The 25,701-nt window shown below is 65.1% G+C and carries 21 protein-coding genes and 1 other RNA gene; 3 read left to right on the top strand and 19 right to left on the bottom strand.

All coding sequences use genetic code 11. From position 1 onward, the window contains the following. Positions 1 to 2: 2 nt before the first annotated feature. The 15 genes from ftsZ to rsmH form a co-directional block, all read right to left on the bottom strand. Complete coding sequence (gene ftsZ, locus DXH78_RS10645; RefSeq protein ID WP_115517004.1) at positions 3 to 1,712, bottom strand: cell division protein FtsZ; 1,710 nt, start codon at positions 1,710 to 1,712, stop codon at positions 3 to 5. 72 nt (positions 1,713 to 1,784) lie between these two features. Further along, positions 1,785 to 3,107: a cell division protein FtsA gene (gene ftsA / locus DXH78_RS10640; protein ID WP_115517003.1), complete on the bottom strand. Its 1,323-nt coding sequence runs from the start codon at positions 3,105 to 3,107 to the stop codon at positions 1,785 to 1,787. Then, positions 3,104 to 4,027 (bottom strand): cell division protein FtsQ/DivIB, encoded by a 924-nt coding sequence (locus tag DXH78_RS10635; protein ID WP_115517002.1) that lies wholly within the window; start codon positions 4,025 to 4,027, stop codon positions 3,104 to 3,106. The genes ftsA and DXH78_RS10635 overlap by 4 nt, the downstream gene beginning before the upstream one ends. Before the next feature lie 270 nt (positions 4,028 to 4,297). After that, positions 4,298 to 5,221, bottom strand: a complete 924-nt coding sequence (gene murB / locus DXH78_RS10630; RefSeq protein ID WP_115517001.1) for a UDP-N-acetylmuramate dehydrogenase — start codon at positions 5,219 to 5,221, stop codon at positions 4,298 to 4,300. 4 nt (positions 5,222 to 5,225) lie between these two features. Continuing rightward, positions 5,226 to 6,635, bottom strand: coding sequence for a UDP-N-acetylmuramate--L-alanine ligase (murC, locus tag DXH78_RS10625; RefSeq protein ID WP_115517851.1), 1,410 nt, complete (start codon positions 6,633 to 6,635; stop codon positions 5,226 to 5,228). A gap of 138 nt (positions 6,636 to 6,773) precedes the next feature. Further along, a complete protein-coding gene (gene murG, locus DXH78_RS10620) occupies positions 6,774 to 7,877 on the bottom strand; it encodes an undecaprenyldiphospho-muramoylpentapeptide beta-N-acetylglucosaminyltransferase (RefSeq protein ID WP_115517000.1) in 1,104 nt (367 codons plus the stop codon). Beyond that, positions 7,877 to 9,031, bottom strand: a complete 1,155-nt coding sequence (locus tag DXH78_RS10615; protein ID WP_115516999.1) for an FtsW/RodA/SpoVE family cell cycle protein — start codon at positions 9,029 to 9,031, stop codon at positions 7,877 to 7,879. The genes murG and DXH78_RS10615 overlap by 1 nt, the downstream gene beginning before the upstream one ends. Positions 9,032 to 9,161: 130 nt before the next feature. Next, positions 9,162 to 9,659 carry a YciE/YciF ferroxidase family protein gene (locus DXH78_RS10610; RefSeq protein WP_115516998.1) on the bottom strand — a complete coding sequence of 166 codons (498 nt, stop codon included), beginning with the start codon at positions 9,657 to 9,659 and terminating at the stop codon, positions 9,162 to 9,164. A 112-nt stretch (positions 9,660 to 9,771) separates the two neighbouring features. Continuing rightward, a complete protein-coding gene (gene murD, locus DXH78_RS10605; RefSeq protein WP_115516997.1) occupies positions 9,772 to 11,193 on the bottom strand; it encodes a UDP-N-acetylmuramoyl-L-alanine--D-glutamate ligase in 1,422 nt (473 codons plus the stop codon). Positions 11,194 to 11,310: 117 nt separating this feature from the next. Further along, positions 11,311 to 12,396: a phospho-N-acetylmuramoyl-pentapeptide-transferase gene (mraY, locus tag DXH78_RS10600; RefSeq protein WP_115516996.1), complete on the bottom strand. Its 1,086-nt coding sequence runs from the start codon at positions 12,394 to 12,396 to the stop codon at positions 11,311 to 11,313. A 42-nt stretch (positions 12,397 to 12,438) separates the two neighbouring features. After that, entirely contained in the window at positions 12,439 to 13,872 is a 1,434-nt protein-coding gene (locus DXH78_RS10595; RefSeq protein WP_210209537.1) for a UDP-N-acetylmuramoylalanyl-D-glutamyl-2,6-diaminopimelate--D-alanyl-D-alanine ligase, read from the bottom strand. Then, on the bottom strand, positions 13,869 to 15,329 hold the full coding sequence (locus DXH78_RS10590; protein ID WP_115516994.1) for a UDP-N-acetylmuramoyl-L-alanyl-D-glutamate--2,6-diaminopimelate ligase: 1,461 nt from the start codon (positions 15,327 to 15,329) through the stop codon (positions 13,869 to 13,871). Before DXH78_RS10590 ends, DXH78_RS10595 begins: the two co-directional genes overlap by 4 nt. Continuing rightward, positions 15,326 to 17,080: a peptidoglycan D,D-transpeptidase FtsI family protein gene (locus DXH78_RS10585; protein ID WP_115516993.1), complete on the bottom strand. Its 1,755-nt coding sequence runs from the start codon at positions 17,078 to 17,080 to the stop codon at positions 15,326 to 15,328. The genes DXH78_RS10590 and DXH78_RS10585 overlap by 4 nt, the downstream gene beginning before the upstream one ends. Next, positions 17,077 to 17,451 carry a cell division protein FtsL gene (gene ftsL / locus DXH78_RS10580; protein WP_115516992.1) on the bottom strand — a complete coding sequence of 125 codons (375 nt, stop codon included), beginning with the start codon at positions 17,449 to 17,451 and terminating at the stop codon, positions 17,077 to 17,079. The genes DXH78_RS10585 and ftsL overlap by 4 nt, the downstream gene beginning before the upstream one ends. A 4-nt stretch (positions 17,452 to 17,455) precedes the next feature. After that, entirely contained in the window at positions 17,456 to 18,481 is a 1,026-nt protein-coding gene (rsmH, locus tag DXH78_RS10575) for a 16S rRNA (cytosine(1402)-N(4))-methyltransferase RsmH (RefSeq protein WP_115516991.1), read from the bottom strand. Between the two features lie 360 nt (positions 18,482 to 18,841). Between rsmH and DXH78_RS10570 the strand changes: the two genes are divergently transcribed. Further along, positions 18,842 to 19,615, top strand: coding sequence for an N-acetylmuramoyl-L-alanine amidase (locus tag DXH78_RS10570; RefSeq protein ID WP_115516990.1), 774 nt, complete (start codon positions 18,842 to 18,844; stop codon positions 19,613 to 19,615). A 26-nt stretch (positions 19,616 to 19,641) separates the two neighbouring features. Here DXH78_RS10570 and DXH78_RS10565 read toward each other — a convergent pair whose 3' ends face one another. Beyond that, positions 19,642 to 20,565, bottom strand: coding sequence for a LysR family transcriptional regulator (locus DXH78_RS10565; RefSeq protein ID WP_115516989.1), 924 nt, complete (start codon positions 20,563 to 20,565; stop codon positions 19,642 to 19,644). 114 nt (positions 20,566 to 20,679) lie between these two features. Between DXH78_RS10565 and DXH78_RS19865 the strand changes: the two genes are divergently transcribed. Both DXH78_RS19865 and rnpB read left to right on the top strand, forming a co-directional pair. Continuing rightward, positions 20,680 to 20,844 carry a hypothetical protein gene (locus DXH78_RS19865; RefSeq protein WP_168192769.1) on the top strand — a complete coding sequence of 55 codons (165 nt, stop codon included), beginning with the start codon at positions 20,680 to 20,682 and terminating at the stop codon, positions 20,842 to 20,844. Between the two features lie 212 nt (positions 20,845 to 21,056). After that, an RNA gene (gene rnpB, locus DXH78_RS10560) (RNase P RNA component class A) lies at positions 21,057 to 21,485 on the top strand. Positions 21,486 to 21,550: 65 nt separating this feature from the next. Here the strand turns inward: rnpB and DXH78_RS10555 are convergent. The 3 genes from DXH78_RS10555 to DXH78_RS10545 all read right to left on the bottom strand — a co-directional run bounded on the left by DXH78_RS10555 (position 21,551) and on the right by DXH78_RS10545 (position 25,616). Beyond that, positions 21,551 to 23,518 carry a putative bifunctional diguanylate cyclase/phosphodiesterase gene (locus DXH78_RS10555; protein ID WP_168192768.1) on the bottom strand — a complete coding sequence of 656 codons (1,968 nt, stop codon included), beginning with the start codon at positions 23,516 to 23,518 and terminating at the stop codon, positions 21,551 to 21,553. 26 nt (positions 23,519 to 23,544) lie between these two features. Further along, complete coding sequence (gene dctP / locus DXH78_RS10550) at positions 23,545 to 24,495, bottom strand: TRAP transporter substrate-binding protein DctP (RefSeq protein ID WP_168192767.1); 951 nt, start codon at positions 24,493 to 24,495, stop codon at positions 23,545 to 23,547. Between the two features lie 107 nt (positions 24,496 to 24,602). Then, a complete protein-coding gene (locus tag DXH78_RS10545) occupies positions 24,603 to 25,616 on the bottom strand; it encodes a TRAP transporter substrate-binding protein (RefSeq protein WP_245416793.1) in 1,014 nt (337 codons plus the stop codon). Between the last annotated feature and the right edge of the window lie 85 nt (positions 25,617 to 25,701).

Here is a 25,701-nt window from a genome sequence, read left to right as displayed (position 1 = left end):
TGTTAATTTGCCTGACGGCGCAGGAAGGCCGGAATATCGAGCTGGTCGTCCGGCGCCGAATTTTGCACAGGCGCGGTGCGGCCGTGCGGGTCGAGACCCTGCGGCGCGGGCCGGCGAGCATATTCGGAGACCGGATCGGCCGGCCGCGATTCGGGGTAGCGACCTTCCGGATTACGGGCCGTCGGGCGAACCGGTTGCTGCTCGAACTGCGGCATCGGGCGTGCGGCGCGCGGCGCGGGCATTGGTTCCGCATCTTCCCGCTTGCCGAGGCCGACCGAGGCCAGACGCTGCATCAGCGACATGCGCTGCTTCTGCGGGTGCTCGTCGTCCAGTTCGGTGCGACCCGCCATCTGGTTCTGCGCCGGCATCGGCAGTTCGTCGACGCGCGGCATGCGCGGCGGCCGCTTCACGGTCTCCGGCATCGGCGGAACGAAAGCCGCCGGCATCGGCGCTTCGGCGGCCGGGGCGTCCATCGGAGCCGGCTCGAACAGCGACGGCTTGATCGGCATCGGGCGGATCGACACGTCTTCGATCGAAGCGGCGTGCTGCTGCGGCAGGATGGCGGCAGCCACCGCCGCGTGGGCGGCGTCGAGCGCGGCGGCCGGCGCCATCGGCATGGCCCGCTGCACCGGCGCGGTGCCCGGAGCCGGGGTGACGCGGTCGGCCATGCGCTTGGTGTCCTGGCGCATCTTGCCGGCCAGTTCTTTCAGCGCGTTCTCGGCCGGCAGCGGCTGGTTCATGATGCCGGTCTTGTCGATGCCGGTGGCGACCACCGACACGCGGATGGTGCCTTCCAGCGATTCATCGAAAGTGGCGCCGACGATGATGTTGGCGTCGACATCGACTTCCTCGCGAATGCGGGTCGCGGCTTCGTCGACTTCGTACAGCGTGAGGTCCTTGCCGCCGGTGATGGAGATGAGGAGGCCCCTGGCGCCCTTCATCGAGGCATCGTCGATCAGCGGGTTGTTGATGGCGGCCTCGGCGGCGGTCAGCGCGCGCTTCTCGCCCTGCGCCTCGCCGGTACCCATCATCGCCTTGCCCATCTCGCGCATGACAGCGCGGACGTCGGCGAAGTCGAGGTTGATCAGGCCTTCCTTGACCATGAGGTCGGTGATGCAGGCGACGCCCGAATAGAGCACCTGGTCAGCCATGGCGAAGGCGTCGGCAAAGGTCGTCTTCTCGTTCGCCACCCGGAACAGGTTCTGGTTCGGGATGATGAGAAGGGTGTCGACTACCTTGTGCAGCTCGGCGATGCCGGCTTCGGCGAAGCGCATGCGGCGCTGGCCTTCGAAATGGAACGGCTTGGTGACCACACCGACGGTGAGGATGCCCATCTCCTTGGCAACCCGCGCGACGACCGGGGCCGCACCGGTGCCGGTGCCGCCGCCCATGCCGGCGGTGACGAACACCATATGCGCGCCGGAGAGATGATCGCGGATCTCATCCATCGTCTCTTCCGCGGCCGCGCGGCCGACATCCGGCTGGGAGCCGGCGCCGAGCCCTTCGGTCACCTGGTTGCCCATCTGGATGATGCGCTCGGCCTTCGACAAGGTCAGCGCCTGCGCGTCGGTGTTGGCGACGACGAAATCGACGCCCTGGAGACCGGCTGCGATCATGTTGTTGACCGCGTTGCCGCCGGCGCCGCCGACGCCGAAAACGGTGATGCGCGGCTTCATCTCGTGGATGTCCGGAATCTTCAGATTGATGGTCATGTCATCTGCCTCTCGATTGCACGGGCGGCCACATTTCGTGCCACCGAATTTCGTCTTGTCGTTACCGTTGGGTCAGAAACTCTCGCGCAACCATTGCCCGACCCGTGAGATGTAGCCGCCTGTACCCGTCATCAACTGCCGCGTTCGCCGCGGTTCGAAGTGTTCAAGGTGCGCGGCCTGCGGATAGACCAGCAGACCGGCGGCCACCGCGAAGGCCGGCCCCTTGGCCGCTTCGGGAAGCCCTGCAAGACCCAGCGGACGGCCGATCCGAACCGGCCGGCGCAGAATGCGCGAGGCGAGATCGGCCAGCCCCGGCAATTGCGCGCCGCCACCGGTGAGAACGACACGGGCCCGCGTCTCGGCGGCAAAAGGCGATGTCGCCAGCCGATCGCGCGCCAGTTCGAGGATCTCCTCGATCCGCGGCTTGATGATGCGCACGAGAGACGCCCGCGACACGAACTGCGGGGGCTCCCGTTCGTCGTCGCCCACCGTCGGCACCGTGATCATGTCGCGCTCGTCCGAACCACCGCTTAAAACACTGCCATAGATCGCCTTGATTCGCTCGGCGCTTGCGATTCGCGTGTTCAATCCGCGGGCAATGTCCATCGTGACGTGATGGGCGCCGAGCGCGAAGCCATCGGCATGAACGAAGCGGCCGCCGGAGAAAAAGGCGATCGAGGTCGTGCCCGAACCGAGGTCGATACAGGCAGCCCCCAGATCGGCTTCATCGTCCGCCAGGCAGGCCAGGCCGGCCACATAAGGCGAGGCGACCATGGCCTCGACCTCGAGATGGCTGCGCTCGACCGTCAGCATCAGATTGCGCACCGGGGCGACGTCGGACGTCACCATGTGCATGTCGACGCCGAAACGGTGGCCGAGCATGCCGCGCGGCTCGCGGATGCCCTTGGCGGCGTCCAGCGCGTAACCGATCGGCAGCGAATGCAGGATAGCGCGGCCGTCGCGCACCGAATGGCGGCTGGCGGCGGCGAGAACGCGGGCGATGTCGCCATCGGCGACGGCGCTGCCATTGAGTTCGACGTCGGCGATGAAGCGTTCCGAGCCGAGGCGGCCGCCGGAGAGCGACACCACGACGGATTCAAGCTGCACGCCGGCCATGCTTTCGGCGGTGTCGATGGCCTGGCGCACGGCCTCCTCGGCTTCGATCAGATCGACCACCTGCCCGGCCTTCATGCCGCCGGCGGCGGTGTGGGAGAAACCCAGAATACGAACGCCATGGCTGCGGCGGCGCAGCACGTCCTGCGGCGCCTGCGGCTCCAGGCGGGCGATCATGCAGACCACTTTGCTGGTGCCGAGATCGAGGCCGGCCACCACCGCGCTGCGGCGCGGCGACACCGGTTTCATCTTGGGCGTGAGGCCGAAGCGCAGGACGGTCATGCCTCGGTCCCCTTGCGCTTGGCCTTACGCGCCTTTTCGGCGGCCTTGACCGCTTCGTCGCGCGCCGCCGCGGCGGTATCCGACAGACGGACGGTGACCCGATCCGCCAGCCGCAGATCGACCAGGACGATGTCGCGGGCAAGCAGGTTCTTGTCGCGATCGAGATCGGTCAGCGTGCGCAGCGCGCGCTCGGCATCGGCTTCCGGCAGCAGGATGTCCACGCCGTTGGTCAGATGCAGATTCCAGCGCCGCTCCGCGACCAGCACCGAAGCCACGACTTGTTTCGAGACGCCCGGATAATGCGAGACCATCTCGAGGAAGCCGGGCGCCGCCTGCGCGGCGCCGCTGCCGACAACCAGCGGCAGCTTGGCGAAACGTTCCGGCACCGACGGCTCGAGCACGGTGCCATCGGTGGCGATGAGCGAGGTGCGCGCATCCTTCTGCCACAGCGCGAAGGGCGCGCGTTCCTTGATCTCGATGCGCAGCCGACCCGGATAGAGCTTGAGCACGGTGGCTTCGGCGATCCACGGATTGGTCAGCAGCCGCACGCGGGCCTGCGCGGCGTCGAGGAACAGCAGCGAGGTGCGGCCGGTGATGCCGGCGGTTTTCAGGATTTCATCGCGGGCCAGTTCGCGCTCGCCGGTGAGCGCCACTTCGGCAATGCCGAAGCCGGCCGCAGTGGCGGCAGCGTCGCACAGATCCTGCACGTTCTCGGCAATGGTCGGGCCGTGGTCGCCCTTGACCACGCCATAGCAGACGCTGCCGAGCAGCAGCGCCGCGACCGCGGCCGAGCCGGCGCCGCGCGGTACGTCGATGTCGACAAGCGCATTGAACCAGCGGCGCAACGAGCGCCGCCAGCGGCCGGGTGAACGGCCGATGCTGCTGTCCAGCGATTGAGCGAGGTGTCCCCGACGATCCATCGCAACCGGTTCTTCAAACGTTGGGCCCTCAAGGGGCGGCGGGCCGGACGCATGGAAGGCGCGACCGGACCCGGCACGGCGCACACGGCACCGCTCCAACGTAGTCTTCCGGCCATTTGGTAAACGATTAGTAAAGTTTGACGGATCGGGCTGAGACTTCGGTAACTTATGAACGCCGTGGCTTTTGAGTCACGGAAAGTTCCGAATTTCGCATTTGCGATGGCCAGGTATTACCGCCCATCCCCGGCCGCCCTCGCGAACGCCAGCGCGTCAGGACGCCGGCACGCCGATCCGCTTGATCTCCCACTGCAGCTCGATGCCGGAATGCGCCTTGACGCGCGCCCGCACGGTTTCGCCCAGCGTTTCGATGTCGGCCGCGGTGGCCTTGCCGCGATTGATGAGAAAGTTGCAGTGCATCTCCGAGACCTGCGCATCGCCAACGGCAAAGCCGCGCAGGCCGGCGGCGTCGATCAGCTTCCAGGCGCTATGGCCTTCCGGATTCTTGAAGGTCGAGCCGCCGGTCTTCTCGCGGATCGGCTGCGCCGTCTCGCGATGCTGCTGCACCTCGGCCATGCGGGCGCGGATCGCGTCTTCGGGCGTGATGCGGCCGCGATACAGCGCCGACGTAAAGACGATCGAGGGATCGGCGCCGTTGCCGCGATAGCGGAATTTCATGCCGGCATTGTCGAGCGTGACGACGTCGCCCGCGCGCGTGACGCCGGTCGCCGACACCAACACGTCCTTGGTCTCGCCGCCATTGGCGCCGGCATTCATGCGCAGCGCGCCGCCGATGGTGCCGGGAATGCCGAAATAGAACTCGAGCCCGCCAATGCCGGCGGCGGCGGCGGCTTCGGCGACGCGCTTGTCGAGCGCCGCCGTGCCGGCACGCACCGTGTCGTCCTGGCACTCGATGGCGTTGAAGCCGCGGCCGAGTCGGATCACGACGCCGGCAACGCCGCCATCGCGCACGATGAGATTGGAGCCGACGCCGATGACGGTGACGGGAATTTCGCCCGGCAAGGCGCGCAGGAAGTAAGCGAGATCCGCCTCGCTCTCCGGCGCGAAATAGACCTGCGCCGGACCGCCGACGCGGAACCAGGTGAACTCGCCGATCGACTGGTTCGCCGTCACGCGGCCGCGCAGCTCCGGCATGCGGGCCTTGAGATCGGGAACGATGTCGGGAAATCCAGCCATCGTTTTACTGGGCGTCCAGCGCTTTCAACTCGCCCGGCAGCGCATAGGCCCATTGCGAGATCGAGCCGGCGCCGAGGCAGACGACATAATCGCCCGGCTTGGCCAACTGCCGGACGATACCGGCGAGCTGTTCGGGGCCGTCGAGCGGCATGACCTGGCGATGGCCGCGCGCGCGCATGGCCTGCACCAGATGATCGCGGTCGGCGCCTTCGATCGGCGTCTCGCCGGCGGCATAGACATTGGCGACGATGACGGCATCGGCATCGTTGAAGCAGGTCGAGAACGGCTCGAACAAGGTCTTCAGGCGCGTATAGCGATGCGGCTGCACCACGGCGATGACCTGGTTCTTCGTCGACTCGCGCGCTGCCTTCAGCACCGCCGCGATCTCGACCGGATGATGGCCGTAGTCATCGATGATGGTGGCGCCGTTCCATTCGCCGACCTTGGTGAAGCGGCGCTTGACGCCGCCGAACTTGGCCAGCGCGGCGCGGATCTTGTCATCGGCAATACCGAGCTCGTGCGCCACCGCGATCGCCGATGTGGCGTTCAGCGCGTTGTGGCGGCCCGGCATCGGCAGCACGATATCGGCGATGCGATGCCTCTCGGCGCCGTTGCGATCGCGGAACACGACGGTGAAATACTGCTTGCCGTCCTTATTGACGAGATCGACGAGGCGCACATCGGCCTGCGCGTTCTCGCCATAGGTGACGATGCGCCGGTCGGCGATGCGGCCGACAAGACGCTGCACGATCGGATGATCGGTGCACATCACGGCGAAACCGTAAAACGGCACGTTCTCCACGAAGTGGATGAAGGCCTCCTGCACGGCGGCGAAGGTCTTGAAGTGATCGAGGTGCTCGGCATCGACATTGGTGACGATGGCGATGTCGGCCGGCAGCTTGAGGAAGGTGCCGTCGGATTCGTCGGCCTCGACCACCATCCAGTCGCCCTCGCCGAGGCGCGCATTGGTGCCGTAGGCATTGATGATGCCGCCGTTGATCACCGTCGGATCGAACCCGCCCGAATCGAGCAAGGTCGCGACCATCGAGGTCGTCGTCGTCTTGCCGTGCGTGCCGGCAATGGCGACGCAGGATTTCAGCCGCATCAGTTCGGCAAGCATCTCGGCGCGGCGCACCACCGGCAAACGCTTGGCGCGCGCCGCAATCAGTTCCGGATTGTCCGGCTTGATGGCGGAAGAAACAACGACGACGTCGGCATTGCCGAGGTTCTCGGCTCTGTGGCCGATCTCGACGGTGACGCCCTTCTCGCGCAGCCGCTTGACGTTGGCGCTGTCGGAGGCGTCCGAGCCGCGCACGGTGTAGCCGAGATTGACCAGCACCTCGGCGATGCCGCTCATGCCAATTCCGCCGATGCCGACGAAGTGTACCGGTCCGAGTTCGGTCGGCAATTTCATGGAAAACCATCCCTGCATGCGGCGTCCGCGCGGGCGGACAGTCTCAAGTCAGAATGCGCCCGTTTATGGCAAGCCGGTGCAAAAGGAAAGATCGGCGCTGCGGTCCGCCCGGTTGACGGTTAAGCGCGACCCAACGCTTTAAACAGAGCCACCGGCGATCTTGAGAACCAGATCGGCCAGGCGCTCGGCCGCATCCACGGTTCCCGCGGCCTTGGCGGCCTGCGCCATGACGCTCAGCCGGGATGAATCGGCCGCGAGACCTGCAATCTCCCGCGCCAGACGCTCCGGCGTGAACTCAGCCTGCACGATGCGGATCGCCCCGCCCGCGTCCTGCAGCACGCCGGCATTGGCGAGTTGGTCCTGATCGAGCGCATGCGGCAGCGGCACCAGGATGCCGGGCCGACCGATGGCGGAGAGCTCCGCGACGGTCGATGCGCCCGACCGCGATATCACCAGATGAGCCGCCGCCATCCGCACCGGCAAGTCGGAGAAAAACGGCGCGCAGGTGTGCGCCACGCCGAGCTTGTCATAGTGCGCCGAGACGGAGTCGATATCCTCCGGCCGTGCCTGCTGCACAATGTGCAGCCGCGCCCGCAAGGCGGCGTCGAGCTTCTCGACAGCAGCCGGCACGATCTCCGACATCACGCGGGCGCCCTGACTGCCGCCGAACACCAGCAACCGCAATGTGCCGTCGGCGTTGAGAGGATGGTAAGGCACCTTCGACGCCTCGATCACCAGCGGCCGCACCGGATTGCCGGTGAAGGTCAGCTTGGCGCGAACACTGTCGTCGACCTTGTCGAGCACCCGAAAGCCGGTGGCGATCGCGGTGACGCGCGCGGCGAGCAGCCGGTTGGCGCGGCCCATGACACCGTTCTGCTCGTGCAGCACCGTCGGCACGTTACGCCACGACGCGGCGATGAGCGGCGGCACAGTCGGATAGCCGCCGAAGCCGACAACGACCGCCGGCCTGATGCGGCCGATGACGCTCCAGGCTTTCAGCGTGCCCCGCCCCAGCATCAGCGCGGTGCGCGCCAGCGAGATGGGGTCGCGTCCGCGCACGGTCGCGCTCGGAATGAGATGAACCTCGCGGGCGGGAAACTCGAAATGCGCCGCGCGCACATCGGTCGCCAGATCGACGGTGGCGCCGCGCTTGTTCAGCACCACCGCCAGCGATTCCGCCGGGAACAGATGGCCGCCGGTGCCGCCGGCCGCCAGCAGCACGAGCGGCGATGCGCCCGGCATCAGATGCGGCTCCCGGCCGGCAACAGGGCGTCGGGCGAAGACAGCATCGCGCCGCTCGGCTGTTCGCGCGTGAGCGCCAACAGCATGCCCATGCCATAGGCCAGCGACAGCATCGACGAACCGCCATAGGAAATGAAGGGCAGCGTCATGCCTTTGGCGGGGATGAGATGCAGGTTCACCGCCATGTTGATCGCCGACTGCGTGGCGAACAACATGGTGAGACCGGCGGCGGCGAAGCGGCAGAACGGATCTTCATTGCGCATGGCGCGGATCAACGCGCGGATAACGATGAAGCTGAACAGCATCACCAGCGCCAGGCACAGCGCCACGCCGAATTCTTCCGCCGCCACCGAGAACACGAAGTCGGTGTGGCTCTCCGGCAGCATGCGCTTCACGGTGCCCTCGCCCGGGCCGCGACCGAACCAGCCGCCGCGCATGAAGCTTTCGGTGGCGACGTCGATGTTGAAGGTGTCGCCGGCCGCCGGATTCATGAAGCGCTGAATACGCGAGGTGACGTGCGGCACCGTGTAATAGGCGATCAGCAGGCCGAAGCCAGCGGCGCCGGCAATGCCGAACATCCAGACGATGCGCATGCCGGCCATGAAAAACAGCGCGCTCCACACCAGCACGATCAGCATGGTCTGGCCGAAGTCCGGCTGGATGACGAGCAGCGCGACGACCATCAGCAACAGACCGAGCGCGATGGTGTTGGCCGGCATTTCCGGGCGCTTGGCGGATTCGCCGAACAACCAGGCGATCAGGATGACGAATGCGGGTTTGAGGAACTCGGACGGCTGGATATTCACACCGGCAAGGACCAGCCACCGCCTGGCGCCCTTGATCTCCTGACCGAAGAACGGGGTCGCCGCAACCATCACAAGGCTGATGGCGAAAACGACCAGCGACAGCCGGCGGATCTGGCGCGGCGTCAGGAACGACACGCCGATCAGGATCGCCAGCGTCGGAAACAGGAACATGATGTGGCGGTTGACGAAATAGAACGGCTCAAGGCCGAGGCGGCCGGCCACCGGCGGTGACGCCGCCAAAGACAGCACAACGCCCGCCAGCATCAGAGCGCCGATAGCGGCCAGCGTCAGGCGATCGACCGTCCACCACCACTCGCCGATTGGGGTGCGTTGCGCGCGCGAAATCATGGGAGGGCCTAGAGTCCGTTAGGGCTCCAAGCTGACGCGTCGTGGTTTAGGAAGGCTTAACGAAGTCGTCCGGGCCCGATAATGGGCCCTCCGCATGCGAAATGCGAAGGACCCACGGGACCGGCAACGGTCAGGCCGCTTCAGCCTGCTGATTAACGACGCTTTCCGCCAGTTCGGTGAGCGCCGCGTCCGTCTTCTTCTCTTCGTCGAGCGTCTGACCGAGCAAACGCACAGCGTCCTTGAGGCCGAGTTCCTCCGCCCAGGACTTCAGGGTTCCGTAGCGCGACATTTCATAGTGCTCAACGGCCTGCGCCGCCGCGAGCAGGCCGGCATCGAGCGCAGGCGAGCCCTTGTACTCGTCCATGATCTCGGCGCCTTCGTCGACGATGCCCATAATGGCGTCGCAGGTCTTGCCCTGCGGCTTCTTGTCGATCAGCGCAAACACCTTCTCCAGGCGCTCGATCTGCCCCTCGGTCTCGCCGTGGTGCTTCTTGAAGGCTTTCTTCAGTTCGGGCGACTGCGCCGCCTTTTCCATCTTGGGCAGCGTCGAGAGGATCTTCTTCTCGGCAAAATAGACATCTTTCAGCGTGTCGTGAAACAGGTCGTCCAGAGTTTTGGTCTTGGCCATGATCGCCTCCGCGTCGGGGGTAAAGTGACGCGCTAACCCATGGCCATTCTGTTTGTTCCGGTTGCAGCCGACCTTCGACGAAAGGGGCAATCACCACTAAAAAAGACACATGTCAGACTGGTTCGACGCCGGGAACAGCGCGGACAAGGTCGGCAAAAGCTTGTCCGCGCACTTCGAAATTCGGGAACTGGTCGAACGAAGCGCAGGCCGGCGACAACAGGACAACGGCTTCCTTGAGACCCGATGCCTCGGCGTCGCGGGTCGCCGCGTCGATGGCCTTGGAGAGCATGCCTTCGATCTGGTGATCGACCTTGCCATCGAGCGTTTTGGCGAAGGCGTCGGCCGCCTCGCCGATCAGATAGGCCTTGCGGATGCGCGGCCAGAATTCCGACAGGCTTTCGATGCCGCCGGATTTCGGCTTGCCGCCGGCGATCCAGAAGATGTCGGTGAAACTCGCCAGCGCCTTCGAGGTGCTGTCGGCGTTGGTCGCCTTGGAATCGTTGACATAGAGAATGTGGCCGGCGGCCGTCTTCTTGCGGCCGACCGCCTGCATGCGGTGCGCGAGCCCGGGGAACGAGACAAGGCCCTTCTGAATCGCCGGCAGGTCGATGCCGAGGGCGACGCAGGCGGCGATGGCGCAGGCCGCGTTCTGCGCATTGTGCTGGCCGCGCAGCGAGCCGATGCCGGTGAGTTGCGCGGCCGGAAAGGGTTTGCCGGCGTTGGCGCGCATGATGCGCGCGCCCTCGGCGAAATAGCCGTCGCGCACCGGGCCTTCGACCGAGACGCGCACGACATTGCGGCCGGCGCGTTCGACGCGGTCGGCGGCCTCTCGGCTCCAGCGATCGTCGACCCCGACCACAGCGGTGCCGCCCGGCTCCACCTGCGCCACCACCAGCGTCTTGATCGCCGCATAGTTTTCGATGGTGCCATGACGGTCGATGTGATCCGCCGACACATTGATGAGGACGCCCACGGTTGGCCGGAGCGACGGCGCGAGATCGACCTGATAGGACGACACTTCGAGCACGTAATGACGTCCCGGTGCGAACGGCTCCAGTGCCAAAGCCGGCACGCCGATATTGCCGCCCATTTGAGCATCGCGCCCGGCGTGTGCGATGAGATGCGCGGTGAGCGCCGTGGTGGTGGACTTGCCGTTGGTACCGGTGATGGCGACCAGCGGGCAATCGACACCAAGTTTCGAGGTTTGCGCGGCGCGCTCGCGGCAGAACAATTCGATGTCGCCGATGACCTCGACGCCTTCAAGTTGCGCGCGCTGCACCGTCCAGTGCGGCGTCGGATGCGTCAGCGGCACGCCGGGCGACAGCACCAGCGCGGCAATGCCGGTCCAGTCGATATCGGCGAGGTTGGCGGTCTCGATGCCCGCAGCCCTCGCCTGCTCGTTCTTCAGCGGCGCATCGTCATAGGCGATGACATGAGCGCCACCCGCTTTCAGCGCCCGCGCCGTCAGAAGTCCTGAGCCACCAAGGCCGAACACGGCGACTTTTTTGTCGGCGAAGTTGGTGACCGGGATCATTCCATTCTCCGTCATTCCGGGACGCGAGTGCAGCCAGCGGGCCCGGAATCCGGCGACATCCGCCGAGTTTGCTTCTGGATTCCGGGTTCGCGCTTTCAGCGCGCCCCCGAATGACAGCTATCTCAACTTGAGCGTCGACAGCCCGGCGAGCGCCAGCACCACGGCGACGATCCAGAAGCGGATCACGATCTGCGGTTCGGTCCAGCCCATCTGCTCATAGTGATGATGGATCGGCGCCATCTTGAAGACGCGTTTGCCGGTGAGCTTGAACGACACCACCTGCACGATCACGGACACGGCTTCGAGCACGAACAGGCCGCCGACAATGGCCAGCACGATCTCGTGCTTGATCGCCACCGCGACGGTGCCGAGCAGACCGCCAAGCGCCAGCGAGCCGGTGTCGCCCATGAAGATCGAGGCCGGCGGCGCGTTGAACCACAGAAAGCCGAGCGAGGCGCCGATCACCGCGCCGCACAGCACCGCGAGTTCGCCGGTGCCGGCAACATAGTGCAGTTGCAGATATTCGGAGAACAGCGCGTTGCCGACCACATAAGAGATGAGGCCGAAGCTCGCCGCCGCGATCATCACCGGCACGATGGCGAGTCCATCGAGGCCATCGGTGAGGTTCACGGCGTTGCCGGCGCCGACGATAACGAAGGCGCCGAAGATGACGAACATCCAGCCGAGATTGAACACCAGCTCTTTCACGAAAGGAAAGGCCAGCGACGTCGTCATCGGCCCCTTGCCGATATGGGTGAGCGCGATGCAGGCGACCAGCGCCACCGCCGCCTCGGCGATGAGCCGGGTGCGACCGGAGAAGCCGGCGTGGGTCTGCTTCGTCACTTTCAGATAGTCGTCGTAGAATCCGATCAGGCCGAAGGCGAGCGTGACGCCGAGTACGATCCAGACATAGGGATTCTTCGGGTTGGCCCACAGCAGCGTCGACACCAGCAGACCCGACAGGATCATCAGGCCGCCCATGGTGGGCGTGCCCTTCTTGGTGACCAGATGTGACTGCGGCCCGTCGGCGCGGATCGGCTGGCCGCGGCCCTGCTTGAGCCGCAGCATGTCGATGATCGGGCTGCCGAACAGGAAGACGAAGACCAGCGCCGTCACGATCGCGCCGCCGGTGCGGAAGGTGATGTAGCGGAAGACGTTGAAGAACGAGACTTTGTCGGAAAGTTCGGTCAGCCAGTAAAACATCGCAGTCGCCTTATCGCAGAGTCTTGCCGCTGGGTGGGCCTATCAGCCTCCGGCATCCGCCTCGGCCGCCGGAGTGCCCGCGTAGACTTTTTCTAACGCTTTGACGATGGGGGCCATTTTGGAACCGAAGGAGCCTTTCACCATCACCGCGTCGCCGGGGCGAATCGCGTCGATGACGGCCGGCTCCAGTTCCGCCGCGACTCCGGCATAGCCGCCCCGGCGTCCGGAGGGAAGAGCCTGAAACAGCGAATGCATCAGCGGTCCAGAACAAAACACCAGATCGACCTTGGCAGCCGCGAGTTCGGCGGCCAGCGCGCGGTGCAGATTTTCGGCGTCGCCGCCCAGTTCGAGCATGTCGCCCAGGACCGCGATGCGCCGGCCGCGCGCGCCGGTCTCGGCCTGGCCGAGCAGCGCGATCGCCGCCGCCATCGAGGCCGGATTGGCGTTGTAGCTTTCGTCGATCAATAGCGCGCTGCCACCGGACGGATGCAGGACGATGCGGGCGCCGCGACCGACCGGCGCGCGCAATTTGCCGAGCGCGAGCGCGGCGAGCGCCAGATCGGCGCCGGCGAGCGACACCGCGGCGAGCACGGCCAGCGAGTTCCTGACGAGATGCTTGCCCGGCGCGCCGAGCTTGTAATGCGCCTCGTGGCCGAGAATATCGGCATGAACGCAGGAGGTGTCGGCGCGCAGCACGAAGCGGATGAGCCGGGCCTCGCAGGATTCATGTTCGCCGAAACGCACGATGTTCTTAACGCCGGCCGCCGTCGCCGCAGCGGCGAGGCGCTCATATTGTGAATTGTCGCGGTTGATGACCGCGGCGCCATCCGGCTCAAGGCCGAGAAAGATCTCGGCCTTGGCGTCGGCGATCTTCTCGACCGAACCGAAATATTCCAGATGCACCGGCTCGACGGTGGTGACGATGGCCACATGCGGGCGCACCAGCTTCGTCAGCGGCGTGATCTCGCCGGCATGGTTCATGCCGATTTCGAAGACGGCGTATTTCACATCGGCCGGGCAGCGCGCCAGCGACAGCGGCACGCCCCAGTGATTGTTATAGGAGGCAACCGAGGCATGGGTTTCGCCATCGGCTGACAGTGCGAGCCGCAGCGCCTCCTTGGTGCCGGTCTTGCCGACCGAACCGGTGACGGCGATGACCTTGGCGTTGAGGCGCGCGCGCGAGGCCCGGGCCAGATCGCGCAAACCGTCGAGCACGTCATCGACCAGGAGCAGGCGCGCGTCGGCGGCGAAGCGATCGCGCTTATTCCGCGCCACCACGGCGACGCTAGCGCCGGCATTCAGCGCCGCCTCGACGAAGTCATGGCCGTCGCGCACATCGGTTAAGGCGAAGAAGGCCTCACCCTTCTCGATGGTGCGGGTGTCGATGGAAATGCCGGCGATGTCGGCGTCCGGCGCGCCGACGATATCGGCGCGCATGGCCTTCGCCATGTCGGCAAGTGTCCAGAGCGCGGTCATGATCGGACTCTTGCCCCCAAATCCTTCAACACTGTCGCGACCGCCTCATGGTCGGAGAATGGCAGCACCTGTGCGCCAACAATCTGGCCGGTTTCATGGCCCTTGCCGGCAACCAGCAGCACATCGCCTGGGCGCAGACCGGCAATGCCGGCACGGATCGCCTGACCGCGGTCGCCGATTTCGGTGGCGCCGGGCGCGGCAGCCAGAATAGCGGCGCGGATCTCGGCCGGCTCTTCGCTGCGCGGATTGTCGTCGGTGACGATGACGCGATCGGCCTTTTGCTGCGCGACCTCGCCCATCAGCGGCCGCTTGCCGGGATCGCGGTCGCCGCCGGCCCCGAACACGACGACCAGATGACCGCTCGCATAAGGCCGCAACGCCTCCAGCGCTTTGGCCAGCGCGTCGGGCTTGTGCGAGTAATCGATGAAGATCGGCGCGCCGTTGTAACTGCCGGCCAGTTCGAGGCGGCCCTTGGCGCCAGCGAGTTTTTCCAGCGCGGCGAAAACAGGCGCCGGCGCCGAACCGGTGGCAATGGCGAGGCCGGCGGCCACGGCGGCGTTGTAGACCTGGAAGGCGCCGACCAGCGGCAGCTTCACATTATATATATGGCCGGCATGCGCGAACTCGACGCGCTGGGCGAAACCGTCGATGGCGACGTCGGCAATGCGAATGCCCTCGCCGCGCCTGCCGATGGTCATCAGCTTCAGCCCGCGCTGGCGCGCCGCTTCGACAACCTGCGGCGCGTGCTCGTCATCGACATTGATCACCGCCGTGCCGTTCGCGGCAATGAGGTCCGTGAATAGACGCAGCTTGGCGGCGAGATAGGCTTCCAGCGTCGGATGATAGTCGAGATGATCGCGCGACAAATTGGTGTAGGCGCCGGCGGCGATGCGGATGCCGTCAAGACGATACTGGTCGAGGCCGTGCGACGAGGCCTCCAGCGCCAGATGGGTGACGCCATCGCCGGCCAGTTCATCGAGCGAACGATGCAGGTCGACCGGATCGGGCGTGGTCAGCGAGCCGTAGACTTCGCCTTTCGGCGATACGACGCCGACCGTGCCGATGCTGGCGGCGGGCTCACCGAGCGCGCTCCAGATTTCGCGCGTGAAGGCCGCAACCGACGTCTTGCCGCTGGTGCCGGTGACGGCGGCAATGACGCCCGGCTGGCGCGGAAAGAATTTCGATGCCGCGAGCGCCAGCGTACGGCGGGCATTGGCAACCTGAATGAAGACCGCGCCCGGCGGCAGGCCGTCCGGCTTGTGCTCGGCCGCGACCGCGACCGCACCCGCCTGCACCGCCTTGAGCGCATAGGCGCCGCCATCGGCCTTGTTGCCGGCGATGGCGATGAAGAGAAAACCTTGTTTCACCTTGCGGCTGTCGGACGTCAGGCCCGCCACCGCGATCTGCGCAAAGCCCGGCGCAAGCGCCGTCTCGGGCAACAGCTCGCCCAAAGTCACCGCGCCACCCGGTTGCTGACGAGGATCGACTGCTCGGCGTTCGGCAGATCGAAGCGCGGCGCAATGTCGAGCAGCGGCGCGACACGCGCGATCACCTTGGCGGCCGTCGGCGCCGCGTTCCAGCCGGCGGTGGCGTAGCCGTGGGTTTCCTTAGAGGCTTGCGGCTCGTCGAGCATGATCAGCAACAAATACTGCGGTTTGTCAGCCGGCAGCACAGCCATGAAATCGGTCAACAATTTGGTCTTGGAATAGCGTCCGTTGACGACCTTTTCCGCCGTGCCGGTCTTGCCGCCGATGTAATAGCCATCGACATTGGCGGTCTTGGCGCTGCCGATCTCGGCATTGAGCCGCATCAGGTAGCGCATCTTGATCGACGTCTCCGGCTTGATCACCTGCTTGGCCATCGCGCGCGCTTCATCCTCGCTGCGCTTGAGGAAGGTCGGCGGGATGAGCAGGCCGCCGTTGAGCGTCGCCGCGACACCCATCACCGCCTGCAGCGGCGCGACCGAGAGGCCGTGACCGAAGGCGATGGTCACGGTGTTCAGTTCACCCCAACGCTTCGGCACGATCGGCTCGGAGCTCTCGGGCAACTCGGTGCGCAGGCGGTCGAGCTGGCCCATCTTGCGCAGGAACGCCTTGTGGTAATCGACGCCGAGCGACAGCGCGAGCCGTGCGGTACCGATGTTCGACGAGTAAGTGAAAATCTCGGGGATCGAGAGCACCCGCCGCTGCGCGTGGTAGTCGTTGATGGTGAACTTGCCGTAGCGCAGCGGCAGCCGCGCGTCGAAAGTCGTGTTGAGTCCCATGCGGCCGGAGTCGAGCCCCATGGCGATGGTCAGCGCCTTGAAGGTCGAGCCCATTTCATAGACGCCGGTGGTCAGGCGGTTGATGCGGGTCGGGTCGTTGGCTTCGCGCGGGTTGTTCGGGTCGTAGTCCGGCTCCGACGCCATGGCGACGATCTCGCCGGTGTTGACGTTGAGCATCAGGCCGGCCGCCGCCTTGGCGGAGAACTTCTCACGCGCCTTGGCGAGTTCGTCGCGCAGCGCGAACTGGACGCGGAGATCGAGCGCCAGTTCGACCGGCTTCTGCAGGCGGTCGGTGGCGAGCCCGGCCATGTGCAACGCGGCGAGCCCCTGCCCGTCGAGCCACTTTTCGATGCCGGCAATGCCCTGGTTGTCGACGTTCACATGGCCGATCTGGTGCGACACCACCGGGCCGTTCGGATAGACGCGCTTGTTTTCGGTCAGGAAGCCGATGCCCGGCAGGCCGAGACGATGAATCTCGCGCTGCTGGGTGGCCGTGATTTCACGCTTGAGCCAGACGAAACCGCGGCCCGACGCGAGACGTTCGCGCAATTCCCTGGCGTCGAGATCGGGCAGTACGGCCGTGAGCAATTCGGTGGCCTCGTCGACGTCGATGAGACGGCGCGGCTCGGCGAACAGCGACGGCATCTTCACATCGGTGGCGATGATCGAGCCGTGGCGGTCGACAATGTCGGGCCGTGCGGTGGCCACCGCGTCCTGCGCCACGCTGCGCCGGCCGCCATGGCCTTCGCTGATGAGCGCGAACATGATGAGCTTGCCGGCGATGATGCCGTAGACGGCGACGAAGACGATGATCGCCAGACCGAGGCGCGCCTTGGCCTTGACGTTGCGGTCAACATTGGCGCCGTACAGGAGCGTCCGCACCACGCGCTGCCAACGCGATTCGGTCGTTTTCTTCGCCGGCGCGGTGAAGCCGATCGCGGTCATCGCGGCGCTCCCGGCCTGGAGATGCTGCCCGTGGTTTCCTGCGGCGCGCCCGGCACGATCATCGACGCGATCGGATCGTCCTGCGGCGGCGCCGGCGCCGGACGCATCGGCAGATTGTCGAAATTGGCAAGCTGCGTCGAGACGGCCGACTTGAGCTTGAGATGCCTTTCGGCCAGCCCCTGGATGCGCATCGGCGCCTGCAGCTTGGCCCATTCGGCGCGCAGGCCGGCAACGGCATCGCGCTCGCGGCGCAGCTCATGCCGCAGCTTGGCAACGCGCTCAGCCTGCAATGTCGAGTCGAATTTGATCTTGTAGACATAAGACGCGGCAATGACGAGCGCGGCAATGACAAGGATGTTGAGGATGCGCATGACGTCAGCCGCCCCTCATCACATCGTCGAGCGACGGCAGCCGCGGCAGCAGATCATCGAGATCGCCGGCGAGCGGGGGCGCGGCGGTGCGTTCGGCAGCGCGCAACTTGGCCGACCGGGCACGCGGGTTCTGCGCGACTTCCTGATCGCCCGCCACGACCGGCTTTTTCGTCAGCGAGACGAAGCGCGCTTCGCTGCGCGCAACTTCCGGCAGGTGGCGCGAGCCGGCGCGGGTCTCGCCGCGCGAGGCGAAATAGGATTTGACGATACGGTCTTCCAGCGAATGAAACGAAACCACCGCGAGACGGCCGCCCGGCTTGAGGATGCGTTCGGCCGCGAGCAGCGCCGACGCCAGTTCGCCAAGCTCGTCATTGACGAAGATGCGCAGCGCCTGAAACGTGCGCGTCGCCGGATGGATGTCGTTCGGCTTGGCGCGCACGACGGAAGCAACCAGCGAGGCGAGTTGCGCCGTGGTGCGGATCGGCGTCTCGGCGCGGGTCTTGACGATGGCGCGGGCAACGCTGCGCGAGTGCCGCTCTTCGCCAAGCTGATAGATGATGCCGGCAAGATCGCGTTCGGACGCCGTGGCGACAACGTCGGCGGCGCTCGGCCCCTCATTGCTCATGCGCATGTCGAGCGGACCGTCGAAGCGAAACGAAAAGCCGCGCTCGGCCTGGTCGAGTTGCATCGACGACACACCGATGTCGAGAACGATGCCGTCCACCTCCATCGCGCCACATTCGCGGGCGACGTCGTCAAGATGGGAAAAACGATCCTCGACCAGAGTCAGCCGGCCGGCCGCGTGCTGGACGAGATCGGCGCCGCGCGCCACCGCGCTCTGGTCACGGTCGATGCCAATGACATTGGCGCCGCGCGCCGCATCGAGGATCAGCCGGGTGTAGCCGCCGGCCCCGAAAGTTCCGTCGATATAGACGCCGCCATCGCGCACATCGAGAAACCCGACCGCCTCGCGGCCGAGCACCGGAATGTGCGGCGCGTCTGCATCGGAACCGCCGAGCGCCCTCTTCATGCCTGAACCCGATCTCCGGACATCGATCCGCCGTCCCTCGCGCCTCGGCCGCGCGCTCCGAAAACCGCCGGCGCTCCGCCTAGCCTCGCGTCCGGTCGGCCCCGCATCGCGGCGGGTGGCGGCCGATCTCCTTGAGGATGCTGCGGTGGGCATTGGCGACTTGAGCGGCAACGGATTGACGCTGCCCCGCCGCCCCGTTAAGGGCCACGGCGCAGCGCACGAGCGCCCCATTAAGCCGCTCTTAAACTTAAGGATTTCTTTCGATTCCGCGGCCAAAACAGGGCGCGTGTCAATTTCCCGACGGGAACCCGCTAATTGTTGCAGAAGACCGATTTTACAATTCATAGCAGTGACCGGGCCATGACCCCTTTCCAGCCTGATTCCTTCATTGTGGCCGACATCGTGCCGTCGCCGAATGTCGACGTCCGCGCTGAAGACCGTCAGCCCGACCTCATCCTGCTGCACTACACCGGCATGCAGAGTGGCGAAGCGGCGCTCGCCCGCCTCACCGCGGCCGAGTCCAAGGTTTCATCGCACTACGTCGTGTTCGAGGATGGCCGGGTCGTACAATGCGTGCCGGAAAGCGCGCGCGCCTGGCACGCCGGCGTGTCGTCCTGGGCGGGGGAGACGGACATCAACTCGTGTTCGATCGGCATCGAAATCGTGAACCCCGGTCATGAATTCGGCTACACGGATTTCCCGCTGCGGCAGACCGCGGCGGTGATCGCGCTGTGCAAGTCGATCCTGACGCGGCGTGGCCCCATCAGCCCGGACCGGGTGCTCGGCCATTCCGACGTCGCGCCGTCGAGGAAGATGGACCCTGGCGAGAAGTTTCCTTGGGAACTGCTGAGCGACTCCGGTGTCGGTCACTGGGTGCGGCCGGCGGACCTCGACGTCCAGGGCACCACCTTGCACCCCGGCGATCGCGGCGAACACGTCACGCGCCTGCAGCGCGCGTTTCAGATTTACGGCTACGGCCTCGAGCCCATCGGACACTATGACGACAAGACGGTCGATGTCGTCGCCGCCTTTCAGCGCCACTTCCGTCCGGCGCGAGTCGACGGTGTTGCCGATCCATCGACCGTGCTGACGCTCGGCCGGCTGATCCAGACACGGCCGACGCCGCTGGGCTGACCGGCACAGTCCGGCCCAATAACGCCTTAAACCGGCGGCGGCGGAATTTCGGGGATGCGCCACGGCGTATGGCCGAAGCGCTCGCGCAGGAATTCGATGAACACCGCAACGCGTGGCAAGCGATTGCGCCCGGTCGGATAGATCGCCGCGAGCGGAAACGGCTCGACGTGATGCGTCGCAGTGAGCAGCGGCACCAGTTCGCCCTTCTGCAACGGATCGCCGACGATGACGTCGGACAGCCGCACGATGCCGCCACCTTCGATCGCCATGCGCAGTGCGGCTTCCGCATTGTCGGTGGTGACGCGCGGCCGGACCTCGACGACATCGATGCCGGTGCGCGTTTTGAACGGCCAGCGGTTCAGGCCCGGACCGGCAACGACGATGCAATCATGCGCCTTGAGATCGGCGGCGCTTTGCGGCGTGCCGCGCTGCTGGAGATAAGACGGCGCGGCGCAGATGACGCGCTGCAGATCGGCGAGCTTGCGCTGAACGAACGGCCCTTCCGGAATATGGCCGGAGCGCACGGCGATGTCGGTCTGCTCCTCGATCAGGTCGACCAGCCGGTCGGTGATGGACAGCTCGATATCGATTTCCGGATAGCGCACCAGAAAATCCGGCAGCGCCAAAGTGAGCTGGTGCAGACCGAATGCGGTACCGGAATTGATGCGCAGCTTGCCGCGCGGCGCACCGCGAACGCGGGCGACTTCGGCCTCGGCTTCCTCGATATCGGTGACGATTCGGCGGGCCCGCACGAGAAAAGTCTCGCCTTCCGGCGTCAGCGCCAGCCGCCGTGTGCTCCGCTCCAGGAGCCTAACACCGAGCCGGTCCTCAAGCCGCGACACCAGCTTCGAAACAGCCGAGGGGGTCAGCCCCAAGTCTTTGGCAGCTTGAGAGAAATTGCCGCGATCCATGACGCGGACGAATACCCGCAGGTCGGATGTGGCGTCCATATCTGTTCCATTTGTTCACATATGTATGTCCATTATAGAGGATTATAAATCCGTTGGAAGATAATATTATGCATTCAGCGCATGGGGAGAACCTGCCCCGCGTTGGAGATGACGATGACCATTCCGACCAACTACGCCGTCGAGAACCGTATGGAGATCGACCGCGTCGTCCGCCAGGCGCAAGCCGCCCGCGCCGAAGCCATCCAGGCCGCGGCTCATGATCTGGCCGTGGGCATCAAGCGCTTCTTCGCAGCGCTTCGCCCGCAGGCGGCGCACTGAGCGCCGCCGTCTGAACCGATTTCTCGACGGACTGAACCTCCATCGAGACTGCTGAGCTAGCGCGCCTTCCCCTCCTACCGGCGCGCTTGACTTGCCTCCCAAGGCACCCGCCCGGGCTGGTCATCCCCTCGACCAGTCCGGGCTTTTTTTGTTTACCCGCTTGAGGGTCTGCGCCTTGACGCCACCCTCCGCGATCTCCATTCCTCATAATGTCAGTCGGCCGGACGGCCGCTCCGCGCCAATGCCGAAAGGCGGCCGGGGAGGAAAGTCCGGGCTCCATGGACAAACGGTGCCGGATAACGTCCGGCGGGACCCGCGCCGCAAGGCAGAGGTCTCAGGGACAGTGCCACAGAAAACAGACCGCCCGGGGCCGCGTTGCGTATTGGCCTAAGGGTAAGGGTGAAACGGTGGGGTAAGAGCCCACCGCGCTCGTCAGCAATGACGGCGGCACGGCAAACCCCACCGGGAGCAAAACCGAATAGGGATGACGCTGAGGCTTTCGGGCCGAAGACCTGTCCAGGTCAGTCATCCGGGTAGGTTGCATGATGCACCGGGCAACCGGCGTACCAGATGAATGGCCGTCACGTTTGCGGAGCGATCCGCAGGCCATACAGAACCCGGCTTACAGGCTGGCTGATATGATGACGAGGGCCCGGTGGGAAATCACCGGGCCCTCACCAGTTTTGAACCCATCTCTCTTCAAATATCAGTTGCTCGAAGGCTTGGTGACCGGTTCAGGCAACGGCGTCTCGGGCGACGTCGAACGCCGATCGTCAAGCATGGCGGCCTCGACCCTGGCGGCCGAGACCGGCTTGCCGAAGAAATAGCCCTGCACCTGATCGGCATTCGCGTCATAGAGGAAGTCGACCTGTTCGGCGGTCTCGACGCCCTCCACCGTCACGCGCATGTTCATCTCGCGACCGAGCGCAATGATCGTCTTGACCACGGTTTCGACATTGTGTCCCGACTGCGCGAAGCTCTCCATGAAGCTGCGGTCGATCTTGATCTTGTCGAAGGGAAACTTCCACAGATAGCTCAAGCTCGAATAGCCGGTGCCGAAGTCGTCCATGACGATCGACACACCCTTGTCCTTGAGGCGACGCAGCGTCTCAAGAGTCGCATGGGTATGATTGAGCAGCAGCCCTTCGGTGATCTCGAGCTCAAGCCGATGCGGATCGAGACCGCTTTCGTTCAACGCCTCAGCCACCGCCGGCTCCACCGAACCGGATTCGAATTGTGATGAAGACAGATTGACCGCGACCGTTAGATCAGATGGCCATGACTTCGCCGTGCGGCACGCCTCGCGCAGCACCCACGCGCCGATCTTGTCGATCAGCCTGATCTCTTCGGCGATCGGAATGATCGTCGCCGGCGGGATCAAAGTCCCGTCCGCCGTTGGCAAGCGCAGCAACGCTTCGAACCCGACAAGACGTCTGCCGACTATCTCGAACACGGGTTGGTAGTGCAGCACGAAGTCGTTGTGCGTGGCGGCGTCGCGAATGAGCTTCTCAAGCGCCATGCGCTCTTGCAGCGCTACATCCATCTCGCTGGTAAAGAAGCGGGCGCAGTTGCGTCCCGCCGCCTTGGCGGCATAAAGCGCGAGATCGGCGCTCTTGATCAGTCGCGCGGCCGATTTGCCGTCCGCTGGACCCATGGCGATGCCGACCGTGCAGGTCATGGTCAGTTCCTGCCCCTTGATGTGCATCGGCGCCTTCAGCCCAGCGATGGTTCGTTTGGCGAATTCCTCGGCCTGAGTTGCGCTGACGAGGCCGGTTTGCACGACCACGAATTCGTCGCCGCCAAAGCGGGCCACCATATCCTCAATACGAGTCGTCATGCGCAGGCGCTTGCCGATCACACCGAGCAGGGCATCGCCGACGTCGTGGCCCAGCGAATCGTTGACCTGCTTGAAGTGATCAATGTCGATCATATGCACGGCCACCAGAGCGCCGGTCGAGGCGGACTCGGCGAGCGCCGTCTCGAGCCGCTCCATCAGGCGGGCTCGGTTTGCAAGCCCGGTCAGAGAATCGTGATGCGCAAGGAACCTGATGCGGCGATCAGCCTGCTGCTTCTCCCGCGTCCGCCGATACCAGGCGATCGCAGGCACGCTGAACGACAGAGCCGTCAGCACACAGAGCGAGGCCGCCGCGACGAGAAATGCCTGGAAATAGCTTTCGCGTTCCCCGGTTTGATCGACGTAAGCCGCGACGACCGCGATGGGCTTGCCGCCGACCAGAACCGGCACGTAGGCCTGAGCGAAATAAGCAGGCTCGCCGGGTCTGCTTCCGGCCATGGCGTCGACGACAGCCGTGTCGTGCTTGACTGCGTCCGCGGCTTTGGCATCGAACTCCGACAGATCGACAGGCGTCACCTTGTCTCGATCGGCGACCAGCATCGAAAAGCCATACCGGTTGAAAATGGTGTAGCGGAACACAAGGCCGGCGGTCCGCGCCGTTCCGAAGAAGGCAAGGCTTGCGGACGACGGCGCTTCGCCAGCGGCGATCTCATTGAGGTCAGCGACATTGTCGGCAAGGAAATTCGCCCAAAGCTGCGCCGTCCGCGTCGCATGCCCGTAGAGCAAATGATCGGTCGTCGCCTTGACGACAATCCACGTGCCACCGACGAGCGCGACAAGAACGACAATCAGCGCGGCCAAATAGCGCCAGAAGGCCATGTTCGTGAAACTCAATATCCGCATTGCTACCGCACGGTCGAGCGTATGACGGAAAGATCGGCTTCGAAGTGCCGCAAGAGATCGCGGTTGCGCGTATTGGCGGCAGCCCAACCGTCAATAAGCGACCGAACGGCGCGGCTCGCGGTGTCCAGATCGTGTTGCGACGGTTCGGTAAAAACGCGCTTTGGATCCGACCGGAGCACGGCAAGACCCTGCTTTTCGGACTCGGCAATCGCTTCGATCCAGTGCGCTGCCGCCCACTCACCGCTGTACTTGTGGATGATATGCTTCGCCGCATCGGGCAGAGCGGCGAACTTCTTGCGATTCATCAGCATCGCGACCGGGGCCCCGCCGCCAGCCAGATGAAAATGGTGAGTCGCCACATCCGCAATTCCGAAATCGAACAGGCCGGGCAGCGCCACCACGGCGCCATCGATGGCGCCGTGTTTAATCGCAGTCGCCACCTGTGATACCGGCATGACCGTCGCAATTACGCCCAATCGCTCAAGCGCCTCCGCCTCGATGGCGTTATTGGCGCGGATCTTCAATCCGCGGAGCGCCGCGATGGAAGCGACCGGTTTACGGGTGTGAATGAAAGCGGGGCTGGTCACATAGGCGCCGACGACAAAGTAGTCCTGATAGCCGCGCAACCGGCCGGCCGCGACCAGGCGCGTATAAGCCAGCGTGCCTTCGCGGACATCCCTCGCGAGGCCGGGCAACTGGAAGATTTCATCATCGGGAAACCGATATGGGGTCTGGCCGGGCACCACCCAGGCGATATCCGCGACCTCCTTCTGAATCAGCGCAGGCTGTTCGGCGATCGATTTGCCGAGCGCGCCGTCGGCATAAATGACGATGCTGACAACGCCCTTCCCTTCCGCATTGACGGCGTCGACAAAGGGCTTGATGCCCGCCTGAAAGGTTTGCGCCTTGTCGGGGCCAAAGTAGGAGAGCTTGAGCTGAACGGGCTGGGCCACGGCAGCGGCAGATAAAAGCCACGCCGCACCGCAGACGGCACTCAGCCGTAAGGCCCATTTTGCGCATTTGGCAGGCGCGAACACAAAGGTGTGCGCCATGGGGCCGGTCACTTGGCCACACGAAATTTCGCAATGTACTCGTGCACCCTGCGCACGAGTACGGCGTGGCGCGAGCTTTTCGCTGCGAATTCATCAGAGACTGTCGCGTAGACGGCTCTCGCCGTGTCGAGGTCGGCTTGCGACGGAATGACGACCGTACGCCGGCGATCCTGCTGCAGCTCCTCGAATGCCTTCTTGTCCGCCTTCTCGTAAACATCAATAAAGCTCGCGGCCGCCCAGTCGCCACTGTATTTGCGGATGATAGCCTGAGCCGCCGGAGAGAGCGCATCGAGCGCCTTGCGATTCATCAGGAGGGTGAGCGGCGCAACACTCGTATTGAGCAGAAAATGATAGCTCGTCAGCCGGCCGATACCGACGTCGAAGAGCTGCGGCACCGCCGTCAGCGCGCCGTCGATCTCCCCGCTCATGATTGCGGGCGCCGTTTCGTTGAAGGCAATAACCGAAGGCCGCGCACCGAGTTTGGTCAACACTTCGGCCTGGATCGCGTTATTGACACGGATTCGCTGGCCACGAAGATCCGCGATCGACCGAATGGGTTTGCGACTGTGAATGGCGTCGGGCGACGTCGTAAACACGCCAATCACAAAGAAGTCGCTATAGCCGGCAAGCGCCTGGCCCTTCGCCAGTTCGGTAAAGGTCAACGTCGCTTCGCGCACGCTCTGGAACAGACCGGGCAGTTCGATCACACCCGTATCGACGAAGCGGTCGGGATTCTGCCCCGGCACGATGAAAGCCATGTCGGCGGCGCCCGACAGAACCAGGTCAGGCAGTTCGCGCTGCACCTTGCCAAGCGTGCCGCTGGTATAGACCTCGATATTCACGAGGCCAGCGCCATCCCGATTGACGGCGTCGACAAATGGCTTGATGGCCGCAGTGTAAGCGACCGTGCGGTCGGATGAAAAGAAGGACAGCTTCAGGCTGACGGGCTGAGCCGCAACAACGGCTGGAAGCGCAAGGAGTGTGGCCGCAGAAACCACGAAACGCACAAAACTCTTGATCACAGCCCAACTCCCGATCAGCCCATGCCCGACGCTCCCGACGTCCCTTGCGGAACGAAGTTTCTGGTATTTTGTGATCTTAGGCGCA

This window comes from Undibacter mobilis, assembly GCF_003367195.1.
Classification (GTDB): domain Bacteria; phylum Pseudomonadota; class Alphaproteobacteria; order Rhizobiales; family Xanthobacteraceae; genus Pseudolabrys; species Pseudolabrys mobilis.
Note: the sequence above shows the minus strand (reverse complement) of the source record. Positions and strands in the feature narration are given on the sequence as shown.